At 38.1% G+C, this 21948-nt stretch carries 23 protein-coding genes; 17 read left to right on the forward strand and 6 right to left on the reverse strand.

Translation table 11 applies throughout. From position 1 onward, the window contains the following. The first annotated feature begins 9 nt into the window (after window positions 1-9). The 16 genes from AC27JL_RS05825 to AC27JL_RS05900 all read left to right on the forward strand — a co-directional run bounded on the left by AC27JL_RS05825 (window position 10) and on the right by AC27JL_RS05900 (window position 11958). A complete protein-coding gene (locus tag AC27JL_RS05825; RefSeq protein ID WP_008129213.1) occupies window positions 10-342 on the forward strand; it encodes a hypothetical protein in 333 nt (110 codons plus the stop codon). A gap of 341 nt (window positions 343-683) precedes the next feature. Next, entirely contained in the window at window positions 684-956 is a 273-nt protein-coding gene (locus AC27JL_RS05830) for a hypothetical protein (protein WP_475605406.1), read from the forward strand. A 235-nt stretch (window positions 957-1191) separates the two neighbouring features. Next, window positions 1192-1770, forward strand: coding sequence for an LON peptidase substrate-binding domain-containing protein (locus tag AC27JL_RS05835; protein WP_033020167.1), 579 nt, complete (start codon window positions 1192-1194; stop codon window positions 1768-1770). A gap of 67 nt (window positions 1771-1837) precedes the next feature. Continuing rightward, entirely contained in the window at window positions 1838-2461 is a 624-nt protein-coding gene (locus AC27JL_RS05840; protein ID WP_487195068.1) for a sigma-70 family RNA polymerase sigma factor, read from the forward strand. Next, window positions 2454-3134, forward strand: coding sequence for a ChrR family anti-sigma-E factor (locus AC27JL_RS05845; protein ID WP_008129204.1), 681 nt, complete (start codon window positions 2454-2456; stop codon window positions 3132-3134). The genes AC27JL_RS05840 and AC27JL_RS05845 overlap by 8 nt, the downstream gene beginning before the upstream one ends. Before the next feature lie 8 nt (window positions 3135-3142). Beyond that, window positions 3143-4096: a YbgA family protein gene (locus AC27JL_RS05850; protein WP_010556229.1), complete on the forward strand. Its 954-nt coding sequence runs from the start codon at window positions 3143-3145 to the stop codon at window positions 4094-4096. Beyond that, a complete protein-coding gene (gene phrB / locus AC27JL_RS05855; protein WP_487195069.1) occupies window positions 4096-5490 on the forward strand; it encodes a deoxyribodipyrimidine photo-lyase in 1395 nt (464 codons plus the stop codon). Before AC27JL_RS05850 ends, phrB begins: the two co-directional genes overlap by 1 nt. A 1-nt stretch (window position 5491) precedes the next feature. Continuing rightward, window positions 5492-5920, forward strand: a complete 429-nt coding sequence (locus tag AC27JL_RS05860; protein ID WP_006794850.1) for a nuclear transport factor 2 family protein — start codon at window positions 5492-5494, stop codon at window positions 5918-5920. A 2-nt stretch (window positions 5921-5922) separates the two neighbouring features. Further along, window positions 5923-6633 (forward strand): SDR family NAD(P)-dependent oxidoreductase, encoded by a 711-nt coding sequence (locus tag AC27JL_RS05865; protein WP_008129197.1) that lies wholly within the window; start codon window positions 5923-5925, stop codon window positions 6631-6633. After that, a complete protein-coding gene (locus AC27JL_RS05870) occupies window positions 6630-7886 on the forward strand; it encodes an NAD(P)/FAD-dependent oxidoreductase (protein ID WP_203987519.1) in 1257 nt (418 codons plus the stop codon). Before AC27JL_RS05865 ends, AC27JL_RS05870 begins: the two co-directional genes overlap by 4 nt. Further along, complete coding sequence (locus AC27JL_RS05875) at window positions 7879-8607, forward strand: DUF1365 domain-containing protein (protein WP_008129195.1); 729 nt, start codon at window positions 7879-7881, stop codon at window positions 8605-8607. The genes AC27JL_RS05870 and AC27JL_RS05875 overlap by 8 nt, the downstream gene beginning before the upstream one ends. A 49-nt stretch (window positions 8608-8656) precedes the next feature. After that, complete coding sequence (locus AC27JL_RS05880) at window positions 8657-9919, forward strand: SAM-dependent methyltransferase (protein ID WP_008129194.1); 1263 nt, start codon at window positions 8657-8659, stop codon at window positions 9917-9919. After that, on the forward strand, window positions 9897-10406 hold the full coding sequence (locus tag AC27JL_RS05885; protein WP_033025361.1) for a DUF2878 domain-containing protein: 510 nt from the start codon (window positions 9897-9899) through the stop codon (window positions 10404-10406). Before AC27JL_RS05880 ends, AC27JL_RS05885 begins: the two co-directional genes overlap by 23 nt. A 51-nt stretch (window positions 10407-10457) precedes the next feature. Beyond that, window positions 10458-10934, forward strand: coding sequence for a chalcone isomerase family protein (locus tag AC27JL_RS05890; RefSeq protein ID WP_370587932.1), 477 nt, complete (start codon window positions 10458-10460; stop codon window positions 10932-10934). 1 nt (window position 10935) lies between these two features. Then, on the forward strand, window positions 10936-11475 hold the full coding sequence (locus AC27JL_RS05895; protein WP_006793423.1) for a DUF3833 domain-containing protein: 540 nt from the start codon (window positions 10936-10938) through the stop codon (window positions 11473-11475). A gap of 207 nt (window positions 11476-11682) precedes the next feature. Beyond that, window positions 11683-11958, forward strand: a complete 276-nt coding sequence (locus AC27JL_RS05900) for an HU family DNA-binding protein (RefSeq protein ID WP_006793424.1) — start codon at window positions 11683-11685, stop codon at window positions 11956-11958. 91 nt (window positions 11959-12049) lie between these two features. Here AC27JL_RS05900 and ilvN read toward each other — a convergent pair whose 3' ends face one another. Both ilvN and AC27JL_RS05910 read right to left on the reverse strand, forming a co-directional pair. Further along, window positions 12050-12547: an acetolactate synthase small subunit gene (gene ilvN / locus AC27JL_RS05905; RefSeq protein WP_006793425.1), complete on the reverse strand. Its 498-nt coding sequence runs from the start codon at window positions 12545-12547 to the stop codon at window positions 12050-12052. Then, window positions 12547-14274, reverse strand: coding sequence for an acetolactate synthase 3 large subunit (locus AC27JL_RS05910; protein WP_487195070.1), 1728 nt, complete (start codon window positions 14272-14274; stop codon window positions 12547-12549). The genes ilvN and AC27JL_RS05910 overlap by 1 nt, the downstream gene beginning before the upstream one ends. A 484-nt stretch (window positions 14275-14758) precedes the next feature. Between AC27JL_RS05910 and AC27JL_RS05915 the strand changes: the two genes are divergently transcribed. Beyond that, on the forward strand, window positions 14759-17773 hold the full coding sequence (locus tag AC27JL_RS05915) for an immune inhibitor A domain-containing protein (RefSeq protein WP_487195071.1): 3015 nt from the start codon (window positions 14759-14761) through the stop codon (window positions 17771-17773). 52 nt (window positions 17774-17825) lie between these two features. On the opposite strand, the gene AC27JL_RS05920 is transcribed toward AC27JL_RS05915, so the two are convergent. The 4 genes from AC27JL_RS05920 to xni form a co-directional block, all read right to left on the reverse strand. Beyond that, a complete protein-coding gene (locus tag AC27JL_RS05920) occupies window positions 17826-18833 on the reverse strand; it encodes an isocitrate dehydrogenase (protein ID WP_006793428.1) in 1008 nt (335 codons plus the stop codon). Window positions 18834-19019: 186 nt separating this feature from the next. After that, window positions 19020-20708 carry a hypothetical protein gene (locus AC27JL_RS05925; protein ID WP_487195252.1) on the reverse strand — a complete coding sequence of 563 codons (1689 nt, stop codon included), beginning with the start codon at window positions 20706-20708 and terminating at the stop codon, window positions 19020-19022. Window positions 20709-20715: 7 nt separating this feature from the next. Beyond that, complete coding sequence (locus AC27JL_RS05930) at window positions 20716-21102, reverse strand: DUF3192 domain-containing protein (protein ID WP_033019488.1); 387 nt, start codon at window positions 21100-21102, stop codon at window positions 20716-20718. A 69-nt stretch (window positions 21103-21171) separates the two neighbouring features. Then, window positions 21172-21945, reverse strand: a complete 774-nt coding sequence (xni, locus tag AC27JL_RS05935; RefSeq protein ID WP_487195072.1) for a flap endonuclease Xni — start codon at window positions 21943-21945, stop codon at window positions 21172-21174. Window positions 21946-21948 lie beyond the last annotated feature (3 nt).

Here is a 21948-nt window from a genome sequence, read left to right on the forward strand (position 1 = left end):
TTAATAACCATGAAAGCAAATTTAAAAGCCGCATTACTAACAGCCATTATTTACCCAGGGGCAGGGCACTTTTCGTTAAAAAAACATTTAATAGGTGCAATATTTGCTGGTGTGTTTTCGGTATTATTAATTTTAACGATGAAAGATATATTTGCCGTTGCACAATGTACAGCCAATGAAATTGTGGCAGGAAAAATACCGATGACCATCACCTCTATATTAGGTGCTGCAAAAGAGCCGTCACTGGCATGTGCAAAACTTGCAGAATACAAATACTTGCCACTTATGATAATTATTTGGGTGCTGAGTATGGTTGATGCCTATCGTTTAGGTAAAAAGTAAACCCAGGCCTCCCCATTTTTTTGTATTCACTTTTTTGTTATTTCAAAACCATTATTTAAAGTTGTGTGTTTTTTTGTAATGACTTTGTAATTCACCGTGCCATTTTGTATTTAAATTTTTTAGCTAGCATAAAAAAATTAAGCATACCCCTATTTATTTTTTAACTAAAAAGTGGCTAAAAAATAAAACTACGTGGTTAAATTAACCTTTCCTGAATTTCAATAAATTAACCAGCTCATTAAAACTTTATTAATATCAGCAATTTAAACTTTATTTTCATCTTGGCACAACCCTTGAGTATATAACTACGTCTAAACAATACACAAACAAGGAATACCATTATGAAACATTCAATTAAAATCGCTATGGCTAGTTTATTAGTATTAGGTTCTTCGCAAGTAAACGCGACAGAAGTGGACCTAGATGTAACTGATATTTTAACAAAAAGTGTAACTACCTACATTAAGCAAACCACCATTGAGCTTGAAAAATCTATAAAAGAAACACTTTATTTTGATACAAAATTAACACTGGAAACGTTAATTGAGCCTGCTGATTTAGTGAGTAATGAAGCGGCAGAAAGTAAAGACCCTGCAGTTAATAACGTAAAATAAGCAACTTAAAGGAATAAGGCGATGAGTACCGAGCTTGGATTATTTGCACTTATGTTGGCACCCGTAGTGAGTATTATAACTGCGTATGTATCTGTACAAGCACTAAAGAGTATGGGTGGGTGGCTTAATATTTAACCAATTAAGTACAATGCAATTAATTCGGTTTACTTAAAGCTGATCGACTTAGTAAAAACGCACGTAAATAAAGGCAGTGTTATTGATAGAAGTAGACTTTATGAAACGTGCGATTTTCCCATTACCCATTTTTATTTTACCTGAAGGTTATACGCGTTTGCGTATTTTTGAACCTCGTTATTTAAACATGGTTAAAACTGCATTAAAAAATAACACGGGGTTTGTGCTATGTACGTTTGAGCACGACACACCTTTTAACATTAGCGCCCAAGGATGCTTGGTTGATATAATCGACTTTGACCAAGACGATAATGACGTGCTGCTTATTGATGTTTTTGCGTCTAAAAGTGTTCAAATAAATGATGTTTACCAAGACGAAGAAGAACTTCGCCATGGTTTAATATCTGATTGTAAAACGCCTTACTGGTATAGCGATAAAAACAAACAAGTTGGTGAGCATTTTTTATTGCATGACGCATTGCGTAACGTTTTTTATGGTAACCCTGAACTTAACCTACTTTACAAAACAACTAACTTTAATAATTTAGCTTGGATAGCTGCCCGTTGGCTTGAGTTGTTACCTATTTCGATCGAGAAAAAACAACAACTTGCGTTCGAAACTAACTTTGATAACTTACTTAATTTCCTCCATACTGTAATTAATAATGAATTTGCCTAAATAATGTGATCTCGTACCATTTATTGCACGTATTACATTTATCAAAACAATAATGGGATTAATTACTATGGTAAGTCAACAACAGACAACTCGTTGTGAACCTAATACAGGTAAGTATACTGCCATGCCAGAAACGCCTAGTTCTGAACTTATGCAAGCATTACTATCGGTCGCACAAGACCGTGATAAAAAAGCATTTGCCTATTTATTTGAATATTTTTCACCAAAAATTAAACGCTTTGGAATAAAGCAATTTGGTGTGGAAGCACAAGCAATGGAGCTTGTACAAGAAACATTAACGTCTGTATGGCGTAAAGCACACTTATACAACAGCGATAAGGGTGCTGCGACTACGTGGGTTTATACAGTAATGCGTAATGCGTCATTTGATATGCTTCGTAAAATGAAGAGCAATAAAGAAGAAAATATCAGCGAAGACATTTGGCCTTTAATTAATGATTCTGAAGACACAAATCACGAATACACTGACCATTTAGAAGACAAACAAATTAAACGCTACCTTGATAAATTGCCTATCGCTCAACGTGAGGTCGTTCGTGGTGTATATTTTCAAGATATGTCGCAAGAGCAATTAGCTCAACAACTTAATATTCCAGTAGGCACGGTAAAATCACGATTACGTTTAGCCTTGCAGAAATTACGTAATGAAATGGGAGATCAGCATGATTAAACATCACCCGAGTGAAACACTACTTACAGAGTATTGTTCAGCGTCGTTAAGTGCCTCTTTGAGCCTTGCAGTTTCGATACATGTGGATATGTGTCCTGTTTGCCAAGAAAAAGTAGCAAAAATAGAAGCAAGCAACGCAGATGCTTTGTTTAGTGAAGACACCGAAGCTTTTGAGAATCCGGTTAATAACCAATCTCAGTTGCTTGAAGAGTTTGATATGAATGTGCTTGACTTAATTACTGCAGACGATTCTGTAGACGAAGTATATGAAGTAGAGCCAGTTAAAGTAAGTGTAAATGATCACAATTACCAACTCCCTCGTGCTCTGACTCGTATTTCGCACAGCAAGTTTACTCAAGTTGGCAAATTAGCCCGTTCACGTGTAGCACTAGACGATGGCGCATTACGTTCAAGTTTACTGCACATAGATGCGGGCGGTGAAATTCCTGAACATACGCACACAGGTTTTGAAATAACCCTATTACTTGACGGTGAGTTTTGTGATGAAGACGGACACTACGTGCCAGGTGACTTTATTTGGCAAGATGGTCGCCATCAACACACGCCAATAACAAAAGATGGGTGTTTATGCTTTACAGTTGTGAGCAGTGCGCTACATTTTAATAAAGGGCTAAGTAAATTACTAAATCCAATTGGTAATTTAATCTACTAAGAGATTACATGCAAAAAACTACAATAAAAATAGGTATAAGCGCCTGCTTAGCAGGCGAGAAAGTTAGATTTGATACAGGTCACAAAAGGTCAAACTTTTGTATGGACGAACTTGCAAAGCATGTTGAATACACACGCTTTTGTCCTGAGGTTGCGGTTGGCTTACCAATTCCTCGACCTACAATTCGCCAAGTTCGAGTTGGCGACACAATTAAAGTTTGCCGTCCTGATGGCTCTGGTGACGTTGGACCGCAGTTAACCGAGTACGGTAAAAAGGTTGCTACTGAGCAAGCTAAAGAGTTGAGTGGTTTTGTATTTTGTGCCAAAAGCCCAAGTTGTGGCATGGAGCGTATAAAAATATACAACGAGGCTGGGACGGGTAATACCTCAGAGGGCGTTGGTTTCTTTGCAGAACAAATTATGAAGCACAACCCACTTTTGCCTTGCGAGGAAAATGGTAGGTTAAACGATATACACCTGCGTGAAAATTTTGTAATGCGCGTGTACGTTCTAAACAGTTGGCAGCAGCTTGTAAAAGAACCATTAAGTGTTCATCACTTAACGCAATTTCATGCAAAGCATAAGTATTTATTAATGGCACACAATTACCAAGCTTATCGAGAGCTTGGCAAGTTACTTGGAACCTACGCTGGTGATGATATAAACGCATTGGCCGATGAATACATTTTAGGTTTAATGACAGGGCTTAAAAAACCTGCATCTCGTCGTAATAACTGTAACACCTTAATGCATTTACAAGGTTACTTTAAAAAAGACCTTGCTAAGGTAGAAAAGCAAGAACTGCGTGAAGCAATAGACGAGTATCGCTCTGGTTTAGTGCCGCTTTATGTGCCTCTTACTTTACTTAAGCACCATCTAAAAGTTCACCCTAAAGAGTACCTAGAAAAACAGGTGTTTTTTAATCCCTATCCTCATGATTTAAAACTACGATTTGGTATTTAATGAATACATTATTTTGGTTTAGGCGCGATTTGCGCCTTTTTTCGAATGAAGCGTTAATAGAAGCGCTAAATAATGGCGCTAAACACGCCATTTTTTTTGTTTGCGAAAAGCAGTGGCAACAACACCAAGCAGCGCCAATACAAATTGATTTACTAAAGCGACGTGTAACTTATTTGCAAGAGCAACTTGCCAATTTCGGGATAACGCTTAATGTAATAAACGCTCCCAGTTTTAGTGATTGTGAATCTGAGCTACTTTCGTTTTGTGAAACTCATGATATTCAGCATATTATTGCTAATACAGAATATGAGCTTAACGAAGTAAATCGAGACAAAGCTGTTTTAGCGCAATGTGACAAACGTTCCATTACTTTTACATTATACGAAGGAGATTTAATTGCGCCTGTTGGTAGCATTAAAAACCAAAGTAATGAAATGTATAAAGTATTCACACCATTTAAACGCGCATGGTTAAAACAGTATCAAGATACTCACTTTAGCTTGGCGCAATGGCCACTAGAACAAAACCCTATAAAAATTGAAAAAAGCCAGCACCTTGAAAGCGATTGTAGTTCGGATAAATGGCCTGTTGATGATGAAACACTTTTGAGTGTAGTTGATAATTTTATTTGCGATAAGTTAACAAGCTACGACGATCAGCGTGATATCCCCAGTATTAAAGGTACATCGGGTTTGAGCCCGTATTTAGCGCTGGGCATTATTAGCCCAAAGCAGTTGCTAATTAATATACAGCAACGTTACCCCGACATTCTGACTACATCAAAAAGTAAAACATTCACGTGGGTTAACGAGCTTATTTGGCGAGAGTTTTACAGGCATCTTATTGCAGAGTACCCGAAGCTCTCTCGTGGTGAAAACTTTAACGAGAAATACAATCCTGTTGAATGGCGAAAAAGTGAAAAAGAATTTAACGCGTGGTGCGAAGGTCTAACTGGTTACCCACTCGTAGACGCAGCTATGTTACAGCTTAAGCAAACTGGATGGATGCATAACCGTTTAAGAATGGTAGTGGCCAGTTTTTTAACTAAACACCTATTAATTGACTGGCGTGAAGGTGAGCGCTTTTTTATGCAGCACCTTATTGATGGCGATTTAGCTTCTAACAATGGTGGCTGGCAGTGGGCTGCAAGCACAGGGTGTGATGCACAACCGTATTTTAGGATTTTCAACCCTATTACTCAAAGTGAGCGCTTTGATCCAACAGGTAAGTTTATACGTAAGTATTTGCCTGAGCTTGAAAATGTGCCAGATAAACACATTCATTTTCCGCATACTTACTTAGCTGCAACAGGCAAGGGAAGTGAATGTTACTGGCCAGCAATTGTTGACCACAAAGCTGCACGTGAACGTGCGCTCGCTGCATTTAAGGTATGATATGGATAACCAGTTACCAGTAGATAAATTTGTTGATATTTACCAGCAACTTAATAGCTCTAATTTGGACTTATTAAGTGACATTTATGCCGACAATATTCAATTTATTGATCCGATGCACGAAATTAACGGCATAGAAAGTTTGCGTGACTATTTTGCAAATTTATATAGCAATGTTAAGCATTGTCAATTTGATATAACGGATTCGTTTGGTATCAACAACAATGCATTTGTTTATTGGACTATGCATTATTCACATCCCAAACTGGCCTCTGGCAAAACCATATCTGTGCAGGGGCACAGTAAGCTAATTTTTGATAATGATAAAATTGTTAAGCATCGTGATTATTTCAACGTAGGCGAACTACTTTACAAGCATATTCCAATTCTAGGTAGTGTGGTTAGTTACATTGATAAGAGGGCGGGCTAATTATGGTTACCTTAATTACAGGCGCAACGTCAGGCATTGGCGAACAACTAGCTATTAAATATGCACAAATGGGCGACACCGTTATTGCATGTGGACGTAATACAGAAAAACTAGCTGAGCTTTCAAAACATAACAACATAGAAAGTTGTAAGTTTGATGCAACAAGCCTAAAAGATATTAAAGAAGCAACCATTGGATACCCACACTTTGACCGAGTAATTCTTAATGCGGGCAATTGTGAATACATAGACGACGCAAAAAACTTTGACAGTGCTTTGTTTGAGCGCGTAATTAATGCAAATTTACTGTCGGTTGGCTACTGCTTAGAAGCATTACTCCCTAAAGTTAAAAGTGGCGGTCAATTAGTTATTGTTAGTTCAAGCGTTACATACTTACCGTTACCACGCTCCGAGGCTTATGGGGCGTCTAAAGCGGGCGTAAGTTATTTAGCTAAAAGCCTAGCCGTTGATTTGATGGATGTGGATGTCACGTTAGTTCACCCAGGGTTTGTAAAAACTCCTCTGACTGAAAAAAACGATTTTCCCATGCCTATGGCAGTGACCGCTGAAGAAGCGGCAGATTATATGATCAAAGGAATAAACAAACGACGTAAAGAGGTACACTTTCCGTATCGCTTTACGCTTATATTAAAAGCATTGCGGATATTGCCTTTGCCGCTTTGGCTTAAAATAGCAAAAGGATTAACCCGTTGAAAAAAATAGCAATAATAGGAACTGGTGTATCAGGTTTAACATGTGGGCATTTGCTTCACAAACACTACGATGTCACTTTATTTGAAAAAAACGATTATATTGGCGGGCATACTGCGACTGTTGACGTAGATATTAAGGGCGTTAATTACGCCGTGGATACCGGATTTATTGTTTTTAATAACCGAACCTACCCTTATTTTGAAAAGCTACTTGAGCGTATTAGTATAAAAAAGCAAGAAACCCAAATGAGCTTCAGTGTTCATAATGAGGCAACAGGCTTTGAGTACAATGGCCATACCTTCACCAGTTTGTTTGCACAAAGAAGAAATATTTTTAGGCCTAAATTTTGGCGCTTGCTATCTGACATAGTTAAATTTAACAAACTATGTAAAGCCATACACGAAAAAGGCGAATATCAGCAATCGCAAACACTCGGTCAGCTACTTAATGAAAATCAGTTTAACGACTTTTTTAAATATCATTATATTTTACCTATGGGCGCAGCTATTTGGTCTACTAGTATTAAAGAAATGGAAAACGTAGGCGTAGAGTTTTTTGTAAAGTTTTTCTTTAATCATGGCCTTTTAGATATCACAAATAGGCCGCAATGGTATGTTGTACCGGGTGGATCACGTGAATACATTAACCCATTAATTAAAGGGTTTGCTGACAGAATAAAGCTTAACACTGATATTAAATCGGTAACACGTGCAAATGACGATGTAACCATTGAGCTTGCTAATGGCGAGCAGCACTTTTTTGATAAAGTTATTTTTGCGTGCCACTCAGACCAAGCACTCAAACTACTTGGTGATGCAACAAGCCAAGAAAAATCAGTACTTGGCGCAATTCCTTATACTGAAAATTCAGTAGTACTTCATACAGATACAAATTTACTACCTGACAGAAAAGCCGCTTGGGCTAGTTGGAATTATTTATTAAATAACAATACCGACAAAGCAGCTGTTGTTACTTACCAGATGAATATATTGCAAGGTATTCAATCAGACACGCAGTTTTGCGTTACGTTAAACCACCTTGAAGGGATAGATAAAAGCAAAATATTGCGTGAATTCACTTATCATCACCCTGTTTTCAACAAAGAGTCTATTGCTGCGCAAGGGCTTAAACAAACGATCGATGGTCAAAATAATAGTTATTTTTGTGGTGCCTATTGGTACAACGGCTTTCATGAAGATGGTGTACGCAGTGGTGTAGATGTGGCAAGGCAGTTAGGGGTTGAATTTGACTAGTGCTGTTTATTTAGGCGATGTTAAGCATCGCCGTTTTGCTGTTAAGACTCATCATTTTAGTAATCCACTTTATATGATGTGGGTTGATCTCAACAACCCAGAGCAATTGAACAATAAGCATAAATGGTTAGGTACGTCTGGTTCAAAAGCATTAAAGTTTAACGAATCAGACTACTTTGTTAATAAGCCCCACAATAATGATGCGTCAATCATTGAACGTGCAAATCATCAGTTATTATCGCTTGGTGTAACTGAGACTTTTAACCATGTATACATGCTAGGACAGCTCCGTTGCTTTGGTATTTACTTTAGCCCTGTAAATTTTTTCTTTTATGGTCATAGCGACAGTGAGTTTAAGTACATGGTGGCTGAAGTAAGTAATACGCCATGGAATGAGCGACACTACTACTTGATACCACTAGAAAAAAAAGTGAACTTTAAAAAAGTATTTTCCGTATCACCTTTTATGAACCTTGATATGAACTATCATTGGACAATTAGGTTAACGCAAGATAAAACATTGATTCATATTGAAAATAAGCGGGATGGAGAATTGCTATTTGATGCTACTCTTCGATTAACCCGCAAAGAACTGACTGAAAAAGAAATGAGTCAGTTGTTAAAGCGATTCCCAGCAATGACGTGGACAATATTTAAAGGTATTTATTACCAAGCGTTGAAGCTGTTTATAAAAAGAGTGCCTTTTTTAGGTCATTCTTAAAAGTCACAAATTACATACAAGCAGTAATAAAAATAATATAGGTGTTCTAATGGAAAAAGTGTCTAGCTTAAATTGCGAACAAAACACGGGCTGGTTTACAGGGCTTTATAAAAAATTAGTATTTAAAGCTTTTTCTTCAATAGAAACAGGGCAAATCACCGTTATTGATGAAGATCTGCAGCTTGTTTTTGGAGATGCATCATCCGACTTAAAAGTAACGGTAACAATTCATGACAAAGCGATGTACAAGGCGTTTGCATTATCTGGAAGTGTTGGCGCAGGCGAGTCTTACATTTTAGGTCAATGGAGTTGTGACAACTTAACCCGACTAATTGAGTTATTTGCTATAAATGAAAAACAGTTAGACGAGTTTGAGAAAAAATTCGCGTTTTTCAGCAACATTGCCCACAGACTAACTCATTTAAAAAATAAAAATTCTGAGTCAGGCTCTAAAAAAAATATAGTTGCTCACTATGATTTAGGTAACGATTTATACGAATCGTTTTTGAGTAAAGAAATGCTTTACTCGTGTGCTGTTTATCCATCAAAAGATGCCAGTCTAGAAGACGCGCAGCAGTACAAATTAAAGCGCATATGTGAACAGGTAGAATTGCAACCTGGCGATTCCGTTATAGAAATTGGCACAGGATGGGGCGCATTTGCCATTTACGCAGCAACACATTACGACTGCCACGTGACGACTACAACAATATCTGACGAGCAACATGACTTTGTTGCAGAAAAAATTAAAGAGTTAGGCTTAGAGAATAAAATTTCGCTTCTTAAGCTTGATTACAGACTACTCACGGGCAAATACGACAAACTCGTTTCGATTGAAATGATTGAAGCGGTTGGCCACGAATATTTACCTAGCTTTTTTACCCAGTGCGGTTCGCTACTCAAAGACGATGGCGCAATGTTGATACAAGCAATCACCATAAGCGATCAGCGATACAAGCACTACCTTAAAAATTCAGATTTTATTCAACAGTATATTTTCCCTGGTGGGTGTTTACCCTCATTAAACGAAATGAGTGAGCAAATCAAAAATAACACCGATATGGTTATCCATACTGTTAGTGATATTGGAACGCATTACGCACGAACCTTAGCTGACTGGCGTGAACGCTTTATCAAAAGTTGGCCTGACCTAGACCGCACGAAATTTGATGACCGCTTTTATAGGTTGTGGTTATTTTATTTTGCGTACTGTGAAGGTGCATTTAGAACGCGTGCAACCAGTACTGTACATTTAATGGCGCGCAAACCTCGCTTTAGCAGCAATGTAGATAAAATTGCACTCGCTTATTAATTTTGTCTTGTTTCAAGCAGTGTGGTTTTTATCATTACTGCTTGAAGGACAATCACTTTTATTTAGCGCTGGCATCATTGGCTTAATGTTTTACTTATCAAAGCAAAAAAAACAAGATGGATTATTGCTACTAAAAGCGCTTCCTATCGCTTTGCTACTTGAATACATAGCGGTGGAGCTTGGTCTACTTTCATTTAAAGTTGATCCTTTTCCAATTTGGCTGGTACTTCTATGGGCCGCGTTGCTTCTTTCATTAAATACATCGATGCATTTTTTAAGTCGATTAAGACTTTGGCAGGTATTTGTTGTTTGCCTTATTTTTGCGCCAGCTAGCTACTGGGCGGGTGCGCGTTTTAACGTAATTAATTTAGGCTTACCGCTATGGCAGTTTTGGGTAGCCTACGGTGTTATTTGGTCGGCAGCCTTTACGTTTATTGTATTTATAAACCAAAAAATTAAGTCGATTATTTTAGCAAGTCAAAATTAGTTTACCCTTTTATTTGTTATTAAAAGAAGGACTTTAATCGTGAAATCAATCATAACGACAACTGTTTTATGTCTTTTATTGTCTACTTCTGCCTTTGCTAATGTTGAATATAGCAAAGTGGGCGAGGGTAGAATGGAATACTTGTTTTGGGATGTTTACGACGCCACCTTGTATACCCCTTCTGGCGATTATGCTTTGGGTGAACACCCTGTCAAATTTAAGCTGACCTATTTACGTGATTTTGACGCCAAAGATATAGTTAAAGCAACCAATGAGCAGTGGGAGCACATAGGTAAAAAAAATCTAGTCGGCAAGTACGATGAGGTGCTTTTGTCTATTTGGCCAAACATAGGTAAAGGTGATTCGTTAACGCTGATAACTGATAAGGAAGGCAAAAGTACTTTTTTGCATAACGATAGCGAGGTTGGCGTAATTGATGATGTTGCGTTTTCAAGTGATTTTTTAGCTATTTGGTTAGGTAAAAATACGTCAGAGCCAGCTTTAAGAAAAAAACTATTAGGAAATTAAAATGATTATTAATAACGCGTTAAAAACGATTTTTGTGTGTGTATTTGCACTTTTTTTGGTTAGTTGCTCAGCGCCTAATGTAGAACACTACAGTAAAACAACTCCCAATTTTGACTTTAAAACCTTCTTTAGCGGCAAATTAAAAGCTTACGGTGTAGTGCAAGACTTTAAAGGTGAGTTAACCCGTAAGTTAGTCGTTGATATGAACGCTACGTGGGAGGGCAACCAGGGTGTCATAGAAGAAGACTTTGTGTATGATGATGGTGAAACACAAAAACGCATCTGGAAAATAACCCTTAATGACGATAATACCCTTACAGGGACTGCTGCAGACGTTCTTGGCGTTGCACAAGGTAAAAGTGATGGCAGTGTATTTCATTGGAACTACAACGTAGAACTCCCTTATGACGGAAGCACTTTAGAAGTTAATTTTGATGATTGGATGTACTTGGTAACACAATCGCGCTTGATTAACCGCACATCTATTGTTAAGTTTGGTGTCGAGGTCGGGGAAGTGACCTTAGTTATCGAAAAAATATAGTTTTTATATGCTGATTAACATGCACCAATATTGTACAAAAATTAAGTCTTTGTTAACACAAGATGCTGTATTTTAGCGGAAATTAATATAATTTTATGTGTTTTATAAGATTTTAACTAAAAATTGCAATTTGCTGTTGCTAACTTTTAAAAAATACATAAAGATAGGTTTTGCGAAGGCAAAATAATAACGAATAGGAATCTAACAATGAATAAAGCTCAATTAGTTGAAAAAATTGCTACTGACGCGGAAATTTCTAAAGCCGCAGCTACACGTGCTCTTGACGCATTTACTGGCGCTGTAACTTCTGCACTTAAAGAAGGTGATTCAGTAGCATTAGTTGGTTTTGGTACTTTCTCAGTTAAAGAACGTGCTGCACGCACAGGCCGTAACCCTCAAACGGGTGCTGAGATCCAAATCGCAGCGGCAACTATCCCAAGCTTTAAAGCAGGTAAAGGTCTTAAAGACCAAGTAAACCTATAATTGGTTTTACAAATTAATTGAAAAAAGGGCTAATAAGCCCTTTTTTTTTGTGTTGAAAAAGCCGTAATGTAACGGCTCAGTATTTGAAAAGTTATGCTTTTAAGGCTTTATCGCCTCTACCAATTCCAACTGCACCTGAACGTACAACTTCTATGATATCTGTTTCATGGCGTAGCGTATCTAAAAATGATTCTATTTTGTCTGTGCTGCTCACAAGTTGTAAGCTGTAACTCTGACGGCCCATATCTAAAATATCACCTTTAAACACATCTACTACACGAGTAACTGCGGCACGCGTTGTTTCGTCTTGTGCAAATACTTTTACAAGGAGTAGTTCTCGTTCAATGTGGCTCATTTCTGTTAAATCAATAATTTTTAATACATCAACGAGCTTGTTAACTTGCTTAGTAATTTGTTCAACAATTCGGTCGTCACCCATTGTTGTTATGGTAATACGCGATAAAGACTGATCGTCAGTAGTACCTACCGTTAGGCTGTCAATGTTGTATGCTCGTTGTGAAAATAGTCCAACAATACGAGATAGTGCACCGGGTTCGTTTTCTAATAATATTGATAAAATACGACGCATTATGCTTTAACTCCTTTACGTAACCACATTTCGTCAATGCCACCTAATTTAATTTGCATTGGGTACACATGTTCTTTTTCGTCGACAAGTATGTCTAAAAATACTAGACGATCCGTTATGCTCATTGCTTTGTCAATCGCGGGTTGAAGCTCGTCAAGTGTGTTTACCTGAATACCAACGTGGCCATAGCTTTCAACTAATTTTATAAAGTCAGGTAGTGAGTCCATGTAAGATGATGAATGACGACCGCCGTACACCATATCTTGCCATTGGCGTACCATTCCTAATGAGCGGTTGTTAAGAGAGACGACTTTAACGGCTAAGTTGTACTGCAAGCACGTAGAAAGCTCTTGAATGTTCATTTGAATAGAACCATCGCCAGTTACGCACACCGACTCTTTATCAGGAAATGCGAGCTTAACGCCCATGGCAGCCGGTAAACCAAAGCCCATAGTGCCCAATCCGCCTGAATTGATCCATTGGCGAGGGTATTTAAATGGGTAATACTGTGCTGCAAACATTTGATGCTGCCCTACATCAGAGCTGATGTAGGCTTCGCCGTCAGTTGCTTTATAAAGCGCCTCAATAACAGCTTGAGGCTTAATTTTTTCTGAAGGGCTTTGTTTGTAACCCAAACATTTTTGTTCACGCCAGCTAATAATTTGTCGCCACCAATCTTCTTGTGCACTGCGATCTATTTGAATTGTGCTTTTGTCTATGCCGTCTTGTAGCTGTTTAAGTACAGTGTCTAAACAACCTACAACAGGTATATGCGCTTTAATGGTTTTAGAAATAGAGGTGGGGTCTACATCTACATGGACAATCGTTGCATTAGGGCAAAACTTCTTAACGTTATTTGTAACCCGATCATCAAAGCGAGCGCCTAATGCCAATATAACGTCGGCATTTGCCATAGCTTTGTTGGCCTCTAGCGTGCCATGCATCCCGAGCATACCGATAAAATTAGGGTGAACCCCTGAAATACCACCTAGACCCATTAAAGTGTTGGTAATAGGTGCATTCAATGATTCTACTAAGTGCGTTAATTGCTCTGAGGTGTTTGAGATGATAATGCCCCCCCCAGAATATATAACTAGCTTTTTAGCTTCCAATATAGCGGCCACTGCTTTTCTAATTTGTTTTGAATGGCCTTTGGTATTTGGGCTGTAAGTTCGGAGTTCAGTCGTTGCAGGGAAGTCGTATTCAAATTTGACAGCAGGGTTAAGCATATCTTTTGGTAGCTCAACAACAACAGGCCCAGGGCGACCAGTGCTTGCAATATAAAAAGCTTTTGCCAATATTGCAGGTATTTCTTGTGCACTTCTGCAGTTAAAGCTGTGTTTTACAATTGGTCGAGAGCAACCCACTATGTCTGTTTCTTGGAAGGCGTCGTCACCAATTAGACTAGTAGGTACCTGCCCAGATAATACAACCATCGGAATTGAGTCCATGTACGCAGTTGCAATACCGGTTATACAATTTGTAGCACCAGGGCCTGAAGTAGCAAGAACAACACCGACCTCACCAGTAGCACGTGCATAACCATCAGCCATGTGTGTTGCTGCTTGTTCATGCCTAACTAAGATGTGCTCAATATCATTTTGTTGAAAAAGTGCATCGTATAAATCTAATACTGAGCCACCTGGGTAGCCAAATATATATTTTACCTTTAATTCTTTTAATGCCTGAACGACTAGTTCAGAGCCATTATACTCTTGTTTGCTCATCCTCATTCCTCTGCGCTTTTTTTGTGCATAAAAAAACCCCCGCGTGGTGCGGGGGTTTTTAAAAAGCAGTATTACCTTTTAATACATCCCCGCTGGGCTTATTACTAAGACCAGTACGAGAACGACTAGAAGGTTAAATTGTGTTTTCATAGTTATTTACTCTACTCAGCAAAACACTGCTTTGGTGTGAAATTTTATATGGGTTTATTTTTAAGTGTTTTAAGTGTTTATGTCAACCTTGAATGTTGTTTTTTGCATTTTAAATTCGTTTTTTATTATTTTTTAGTGGTTTGTTGCTTTTTGTGCGTTTAATTTGAAGTTTTTAGGGAGATAATATGCATTGCGCTTATTTTTGCTTTGTTTGCTGTTGTTTTAGTATTAAGCAATTATAGATTGCTAACGTATACTTAAAGCTGGTTTATAACATGTTTAAATAGTTGTTATTAGGTATGATGTGCTTAACAAATTGTTTGAGGAATATACAGTGAACAAAATAGCGTTACTTACACTTATTACTACGTTGTTTAGCTCTATAACTGTAGCTAAAATATCTACTCCGCACGATATAGGTGTAACCAACAAAGAACGTATTTTGTATTGGCTTAATAAAAAAGAAGACTTAACTTCCGATGAGTTAGAAGCGTCTTACAATGAATACATCAATAACAAATCACCTGTGCAAGTAGCGTTAAAAAATGGGTTTAGCCAGCTATCTCGTTTATCGACATATAACTCAATACAAAAGGGGCTCTTATCTAGTCAACAATTTAGTTTTTCATCGGAGTTAACCCCAGATGATCGAGTCAATACAGTTAAAGTCTTAACTATTTTAGTTGATTTCCCTGATTTAAAGCACGACGAAAACCAGTTAACTCCCCAAGACACTGATATGTTTTATACCGACTACTCCCCCGATCATTACCAGCAGATGCTGTTTAACACTAACGGCTATGAAGGCCCTGACGGACAGGTTCTTTTATCGGCGGCCGATTATTATAAAGCGGCTTCTGGCAACAGCCTTAATTTTGAAGGGCAAGTTTACGGGTGGGTAACTGCAAATAATAACGCTAAATTTTATGGTGAACGTTTAGGCTCTACCCGAGATAAAAATGCGCCGAGCCTTGTAAAAGAAGCTGTTGAAAAAGCGGTTGCACAATTTAATATTAATTTGGCTGATTATGACTTAACTGATCTTGATGACATAGACGGTGATGGTATTACCGACGAACCAAATGGGATAATCGATCATGTTATGATTTTTCATTCTAGTATTGGTGAGGAGTCGGGCGGGGGTTATTTATCAACAGATGCAATTTGGTCACATCGTTATTATGTTTTAGACGAAAATAGCCAACCAACTGAAGTTGTTGGGAGTGATATAAAGCTATTTGGTTACACAATAAACCCTATTGATGCCGCCATTGGTGTTGTTGTCCATGAGTTTGGGCACGATTTAGGTTTAAAAGATGAATACGATTTACAGTCTAATACGGTAGGTGAGCCTGTAGCCTCATGGTCGGTTATGTCGTCAGGTACGTGGGCGGGTTCACCACGCGGGTCTGAGCCAGTAATGTTTAGCCCATATGCGCTAGAGTATCTTCAAACACGCTACCAAGGTAATTGGGTAAACCAGCTTAGCCTTGATATGGATGAGGTTGTTACGAACCCAGTGCAAGTGATTAATAACGCATCAAGTACGTCTAAATCACAAAGCCAAGTAAAGGTCACATTGCCACCAAGGCTTGAAAAATTTAAAACGCCAGTAGAAGGCGTTTTTCAATATTATTCAAATACCGGCGATAATCTTAATACTCGTTTAGTGAACACCATTAATTTACCAAGCACGACAGAATCGCTTATGCTGAGCTTTGTTGCTTTTTATAGCATTGAGCAAGATTATGACTTAGTTCAAATAAAGGTCAATGGTGTGCCAATTGCGGGTAACTATACGCAACCTACTAACCCTTTCTATGGCAATATTGGTCCTTATATTACAGGTGATTCATTTTTAAATCCTGATGCACAACTTCCTAACGGATACTTAACGCATCAATTTGATTTATCTGCTTATGCAGGGCAAACAATAGAGTTACAAGTACAATACTTAACAGACGCTAATACGCATTATTATGGTTTTGTTATTGACGATATGCGCATTGAGCAAAATGGTTCATTAATTTGGCAAAATAACGCAGAAACTCAAAGTAATACGACCTTATCCGGGTTTGCAAAAGTAGGGAGTTATGTATTTGCTATGCCATCTTACTATTACCTGCAGTTGCGTGACTATTCGGGTATAGATAGTGGATTACAAAAAGAAGGTTACTCGCCAGGGTTATTACTGTGGTACAGCGATGAGTCGCACACTGATAACAATACAACTGAGCACCCCGGTAGTGGTTTTGCATTGGTTGTTGACGCAGATCAGCGTGCTATCAATAAAGGAAGCACGCAATCACCAGCAAATACCGCTATTCAAATAAGAGATGCCGCATTTAGCCTTTATGCTCAACGAGCAGGGCTAGGAGATGACGATTTATCTGCTATCAGCTCTTTTAGTGACGAGATGGACTATCGCTTTGCAGAACAAGCTGAATCGGGTGTTAAATTACCACAAGTTGGCTTTGGTTTTACGCTCACAAACCAAGAAAACGATAATCTAAGCATAGAAATATTATTAAATTACGAGCCATCAAATGGCATTAGTTACTCACTCTCAGATTTCACAGCAGATTTTACAGTTGATGGATTGACGCTTTCGCCATCTGATACGTTTACTTGGGATTTTGGTGACGGCAGAACAAGTTCTGAGTTATCCCCTTCGCACGTTTTTGAGAGTTACGGACGCTATGATGTTAAATTTACTGCAAGCAACGGTGAAGCAGAGCAGGTAGCAACAACAACAGTCATTATTGTCGCACCCCTGAGTATTACTGAAATTGATTACGAAATAACACAAGGGCTACTAACGGCAAAAGCTGAAGTTGCAGGAGGGTTAGCACCATACAGTTATTTGTGGAATTTAGGCGATGGCAGTTCGCTAGCATCACAAGCCATTTCATATGACTATTTACACTCGGGTGATTATTTATTGTCGCTAACAGTGACTGACGACCAAGGAATGTCGGTATCTCAAAACGTAAATGTAAACGTAAATGTTCCACTTGCAGTTAATACCGGTTTTTCAACAAATAATTTAACGGTCCAATTTAACGCTGATGTGTTAGGTGGGTTTAAAAATTATACATATAGCTGGGATTTTGGTGACGGCAGTGAGCTTTCTCAAGTTCAAAACCCAGGTCATACGTATCAAAATGCTGGCAGTTATTCTGTTACTTTAACTATAACCGACACAATTACGGGAGAGGTTATTAGTGATGACTTATCCGTAACGGTAGCACAATCTCAAACTAATAGCGGTTCAAGCTCTAGTGGAGGGGCGCTTGGCGGGTTATTAATTTTTATGTTGTTAATTTCAATTAGATTTAAACGCCCTTAAATGGCATAAAAAAGCCAGCAAAAATGCTGGCTTTTTTGAACGTTTTATTAAATTACAGGCGGTCGATCACTGACTGTGTGAAATCAGTTGTTCCGTGGCTGCCACCTAAATCACGTGTAGTACGGTCACCTGATTTAATTACATCAGCAACTGCGCTACGAATTCGCTCCGCTGTGTCACCCATGTTTAAGTGCTCTAGCATTTGAATAGACGCTAAAATTACTGAGGTAGGGTTTGCTAGGTTTTTACCCGCGATATCTGGTGCGCTACCGTGCACAGCTTCAAAAATTGCAGCATCTTCACCAATGTTTGCACCTGGTGCCATACCTAAACCGCCTACTAAGCCAGCACATAGGTCTGATAAAATATCACCAAATAGGTTAGTCGTTACAACAACGTCAAACTCTTCTGGTGTCATTACAAGTTTCATACACGTTGCATCAACAATCATCTCTGTTGATTCAATTTGTGGGTAACGCTCAGCTACTTCACGAGCTACTTTTAAAAATAAGCCAGAAGTAGATTTTAAAATGTTTGCTTTGTGAACCGCTGTTACTTTTTTACGGCCTTCTCGTACCGCAAGCTCATAAGCAAATGTTACGATTTTTTCAGCGCCTTCACGCGTTATTACAGACTTTGCTTCTGCTTCATTGCCGTCTTCGCTCACTACTTGGCCTGCACCTGAGTACATACCTTGTGTATTTTCGCGAATAGTGATGATATCAATATCATCGTAACGTGCTTTAGTGCCTACAAATGATTTTACTGGACGTACGTTAGCGTATAAGCCAAATTGCTTGCGCAGTGTTACGTTAATAGACGTAAAACCTTCACCTACAGGGGTAGTTAACGGGCCCTTAAGTGTGATTTTGTTTTTAGCAATTGTATCAATTGTCTCTTGTGGAAGTAACTCACCTGTTTTTTCTAGAGCGGCTAGGCCAGCATCAACAAATTCATAATCAAAATCGCATCCTGCGGCTTTTAGTATTTCAAGTGCTGAGTCGATGATGCTAGGACCGATGCCGTCGCCTTTGATCACTGTGATGGTTTGTTTGGCCATTATCTTTTCCTTTAAAGAGTTTGATGTGCACATAAATTACTACTCTGAGAGAGTAGCTGCTTGTTAGGTCATTTATGTGAATGGTTGAAAATTTTAAGGGCGCATTTATACCAATTTAACGCTTATTTTGCCAGTTTATAGAATAAATAATGGGTATAACCTGTATTTATAATGGTAATAACCGAACTAAATATTGTTATATATTTGTAGATTTCTTAATTGGTCGTAAAAAGTGCGCTCTTCATTCCAGCCATTTAATTCTAGTTGTTCACTGAGAGTTTGCTGTTGCCATGAGGTTAATTTTAGTTCTGGTTTGAAAACCTGTTGCGCAATTACTTTTAAAGCGACCCATAGCTTATGTTTATTTGTTAGCTGTTTTTTTGCTGTTTGCTCTGCCTGTAACAATGTGTTTGCCCAAGGGTTATCGCTCAGTAATTGTGAAAACAATGATTCGATGTGTTCATTTTTTATACTTGCTACACCAAAAAATGCACTAAATGGTGCACTTAGCGTTTTGTTAGGCACTTCATCGATAGCTATTTTTCGTGTTAAGTGAGTACTGCATTGGGTTAACATAAAATGAGTATATGCATACAGAGGTAAAGTTATGTGCTCAAATTGATACTGCTTATTGGGTGCTACCAATAAAGCCATTATTTTTACTAAGCTGTCTAATCGATTTACTATAAACCTTTGTAGTGGGTGAGGTGTTGAATTCACCAATTGTTCAAATACAACGCGCTGAATAATCGCAGGTGCATTATTGTATCCAACCATCGACAAGCTATGGCGGAGATCTTTAGCTGCTTGATGTTCTTTATTATAAGGTTTTACGGCTTCACATACTCGCGCAATAATCTCAGGGTGATGACCCATTATTTTATTCAAACCTTTAAAACTATATTCTTGGTTAACTTTAATTTGACTAATTAACTCAATTAGTTGCCTTGGTTTATCTAAACTGCTTGGCTCGTTAATAGTAATATGTTCACTGTTCCATACACTGTAGAAAAGCTTTTTATCTGCACACTTCCACTGTTTTGGGGTGTCTTTTAGTGGGGCTTTTATTCTATACCAAGCTAATTTCTGCTTATTTTCTGAGTTAACTAAAATGTGTCGGTTTTGTTTGTCGGTCGCTAAATAAACCATACTTTGATCTTGATATATAACTCGGCTACCAGCTAAAAAGGGTCCCACGTCGGCCACGTAAGACTTAACCAAATGTTGTGCAAACAGATTTGGCGTGCGCAAATATAAATCGGCCAAAGCTTGATAAAAACTTATGTGCTTTTTAGCAGGGGTATGAGTTATATTCATTGCTATTATATTAGCTAATGCAACAAGCGTAATTCCACCATCGTAAAGCATTGTTTTAGGCGTGTTTACAAGGGCTTGCTTATATTTATTTAGTTTAGCGAGTATATGTGTAATAGGGGCTGCGCTATTGCCGCAGCTCAACATTATTTTTGCTGCAAATTGGTGGCGAAGCTGCCAAATTTTTTTATCATTGGCACTAAATTTAGACTGTTCAGCTAGCTTATTTAACTGCGAACAAACACATATATGCTCCACAAGCGCAGCGCTAATATAAAGTTCGGTAAGTTTTTTATCGTAATTTTGGCTAGCGCATAAGCCGGCGGTAATTACACATTGACTTATAACTAAATTAGTTGAATAGCTGTATTGAGGATTAAATAACGTTAATTTAGACAACAGTGCATTAGGGCAGTGTTCATATAAGATTCTATATTGTTCAGCTAATTTACAAGCCATAGGGTATAAGGCTTGCCATTGCTCTTTATTATTATAGCCTGTTAAAAAACGCTGCGTATTTTCGTGCAGTTGCTTTAAACGATTCGCAAGAGGCTCATCCATTATGCCTTCACCTAACTTCTTCCTGATATTTACTGTACGCACTAGGTCCCCATAAAATGAGCTGGCCATTTTTAAATAATAAACCTGTGCATTCATCCATTGTCGTTATCCCGTCTGACGTAATATGCTGAGTACGATAAAAAATAATCTGTAATACTTGTTCGTTATCCCGCTTAGCAAATGTTAGGTCTGGGCTACCAAGATAATCAAGTACGGTATTGAGTGTAGTTTGAGAATCTAGCGAAAGTTTTTCAATGTAGCGCTTGTTAAATGACTCTCGATCTTGCCAAATCATAGCTTGAGGATCGTCTTTGTAAAAAGCAATCACCAAAGTTGCAATGAGCGCATATAGCCCCAATCCTAAAATTAAATACCGTATAAACTTTTTCAACACTATTTACCTTAAATACTACCACGGGTATCAGTATACGTTTTGCTATAAATACACGCTATTTACTTGCGACTAATTAAGCCTGAGCTGCTTTAAACTAAACCCTAAATTTATATCTGTTCTTAAACTAACCAATTGTTTGGAGATAACGTACATATCCATATTGGTTTCAAGTTTTTTGCGTAGTCCTGAATTAAGTAATTCATCACTCAATGCTTCATTTATAGAGGTGTAATTATTAACAATCTGTTGAGCTGATTTTATACCAACGCCTTTAACACCAGGTATATCATTCGTTTTATCGCCTGCAAGCGCCCAAAAGTCGACGAGTCTATTCTTATCTACCCCAAAGCGTTCATGTATTGCAGGTTCATCTAAATGCTGCCTTTTAAAGTAATCGTAAATATGTATTTCACTGTTTAAATACGGTAAAAATCCCTTGTCAGTGGATACGATAGTACTCGTGATTTTATTATCAGCAGCTTTGCAAGCAAGGGTAGCAATAATATCGTCAGCTTCATCATTTATTGGTTCAAAAACAACAATGCCGGTTTCCTCTATTGCTGATTTAAAATGATGCAACGCACTTTTTAGCGTTTCAGGCATTGGGGCTCTGGAGTGTTTATAATGTTCATAAAAGTGATAACGCCAACTTTTATCCCCATCAAATATCGCAATAGCATGTGTTGCATCCGTTATGCGAAGCATTTTTTTGCATGTTTGAGCTACACGCTCGCTGCAAGTAAGCACTAATTGCTCATCGTTGCTATGTTTTTGATTTGCGTCAACTGCGTAAATGCGCCTAATTAAATTAAGCGCATCAATTAATAATAAATGGGGTTTCAAACT

The sequence above is a fragment of the Pseudoalteromonas sp. 4NS20-0020 genome (genome assembly GCF_057554385.1).